The sequence below is a fragment of the Methylosinus sp. RM1 genome, from assembly GCF_011378635.1.
GTDB lineage: Bacteria > Pseudomonadota > Alphaproteobacteria > Rhizobiales > Beijerinckiaceae > Methylosinus > Methylosinus sporium.
Genome location: NZ_WOVC01000093.1, coordinates 1 through 2,248 on the forward strand (window position 1 = coordinate 1; position 2,248 = coordinate 2,248).

Below are 2,248 nucleotides of genomic sequence, written 5' to 3' on the forward strand. Positions count from 1 at the left end.
AGCCCAGGCGCACGAGCATCAAGCTCCGCAGAAAAATCGCCGGATGGAGAGACGATTATCTCGCCACAGCCTTGGGCGCTTCAGCCCGTTAACCCGGATTCGGAGCCCTGGTTCGGCTCGTAGCGCCGAGACACGGGCCGGTCGGTTTCGAACCTGCCGCCCGCGCTCTTTTCTGGCGAAGCGCGTCGGCGTATAGAGTGCCCGACGACCAAACGCCGGTTTAGCTCAGCTGGTAGAGCAACTGATTTGTAATCAGTAGGTCGCGGGTTCGAATCCTGCAACCGGCACCAATAAAATCAATGTGTTGTGCGACTTTAGAAGCGTCGAATAGCCAACGAGATTTATTTTTAGAAGCCGTTTAGAAGCCGGCGAGGATCGGGCCTTCCGGGGTGGCGGATGATCTGCCGAGCGGGCCTCCATCAGGCGCCTCTCCTTTTTCCAGGCGAAGCACCATGGCGCGGGCAAACGGTCGACGGAATGCAGGAGCAATCCGTCTCAAGTCGGCGCTCCCCATGTTCGAAGGCGAGGCGCTTTCCCGTTCGCGCAGCACCAGAAATTCACTCGCGCAGATGATGGCTCCCGCGCTACGCGCTCCCGGTTCCTCCAACACGAGCGCGCTAACCTTCGATTTGCAAAGAGGAGCCCGCGTGCGATTGGGCGAGCGCGGCGCGGGCGGCCGCCACTGCGCGCTCTATATCGCTCTCGCTCGTGCGCCAGTTCACGACGCTGACGCGCATGGCGCGGCGGCCTCGCCATGTCGTGCTGGAAAAGAAGGCTTCGCCTGTGGCGTTGATCTTCGCGATGATTTCGTCCGTGAAGGCGTCGTTCTCTTCGGGCGTGTCGGCGATGCGATTGAATCGCACGAGGCCCTGGTTCAAGCTCGCCGGAGACAGCACCTCCACACCGGCGAGGGCGCCGAGCCCGTCCACCAGCGCCTCACAATGCGCGCAGCAGCGATCGATCAGGGCTTCGACTCCCTCGCGTCCCAATTCCTTCAGCGCCGCATAGACGGGGACGCCGCGCGCGCGCCGAGACCATTCGGGATTCCAGTCGATCTGATCGCGTGCGTCCGATTGCGCCGCGATATAGGCGGCGCTGGTCGTCATCGCGGCGCGATGGGCCGCACGATCTCTGACGATCGCGATCCCGCAGTCGAAAGGGACGTTGAGCCATTTGTGGCCGTCGGTCGCCCAGCTATCGGCCAGCTCCACGCCCGATAGGCGATGGCGATGCGCGCGGCTCGCGCGCGCAAAGAGCCCGAAGGCCCCGTCGACATGGACCCAGAGCCCCGCCGAATGCGCCATCGGAATGAGCTCGGCGAATCGATCGCAGGCGCCGATATTGAGGTCGGCGGCATTCAAGACGAGGATCGCCGGATCGGCCGAGCGCGATATCGCCTGTTCCAACGCCATCGGCGCGATCCTTCCCGAATCATCAGTCGCGAGCGGCTGGATCGCCCTGCCGCCCAAGCCGAGACAGCGCGCCGCGCGATCGATCGAGCCATGTCTTTCCTCACTCGCTAGAATGGTCAAACGAGGCGCGCCGAAGAGTCCGTCCTGCTCCACGTCCCAGTCGGCGCGCTTCAGCAGTGCATGGCGCGCAGCGGCGAGGCAGGTCGAATGCGCCAGCTGACAGCCGGTCGTGAACGCGAAGGACGATTCTCGCGGCAGATCCAGCAATTCCTTGATCCATGCGCCGGCTACGTCCTCGATGACCGAGGCGGCCGGGCTGCAGGCATAGAGCGCCGCATTCTGGTCCCATGTCGAGACCAACCAATCCGCGGCCAGCGCGGACTCCACGCCGCCCCCGATGACCCAGGCGAAAAAGCGGCCGCCAGCGCTGCCGAGCATTCCGTCGCCGGCATGGCGCGTCAGCCATTCGACGACTTCTTCCGATCTGGTTCCGAGCTCCGGCAGCGGTCCGCCGAAGATCGCAGCGAGTTCGTCGCGCGTCGCGCGCGCCGCCACCGGCCGCTCGTCGAGGCCATCGATCCACGCGGTCGCGGCGCGGTAGGCGTGGTCCAGAGCTTTGCTCATTGGTTTCGGTCTCTCGTGAGCGTATCGGTTCGCTCGCGAGATTAGGCGCCCGACCGGAATGCGCATTCCGGAACTTGCGGCCAAATCGCGGTCGTCGTCTCGCTTAGCATTACAGTTGCTTTTTCAGATGGGCTCGCCTTGCTTCGGCTTGGTGCGCTCGTCGCCATAACGACCATGTGATGACGAACTCGGGGCGAATGCGTTTTCGTGCG

Annotated in this window: 1 protein-coding gene and 1 tRNA gene; one reads left to right on the forward strand and one right to left on the reverse strand. The window is 64.1% G+C overall.

The window, feature by feature from the left end; all coding sequences use genetic code 11:
• Positions 1-214 precede the first annotated feature (214 nt).
• A tRNA-Thr gene (locus FMZ75_RS21005) sits at positions 215-290 on the forward strand.
• Between the two features lie 327 nt (positions 291-617).
• On the opposite strand, the gene FMZ75_RS21010 is transcribed toward FMZ75_RS21005, so the two are convergent.
• Positions 618-2,036: an aminotransferase class V-fold PLP-dependent enzyme gene (locus tag FMZ75_RS21010; protein ID WP_166146235.1), complete on the reverse strand. Its 1,419-nt coding sequence runs from the start codon at positions 2,034-2,036 to the stop codon at positions 618-620.
• Positions 2,037-2,248 lie beyond the last annotated feature (212 nt).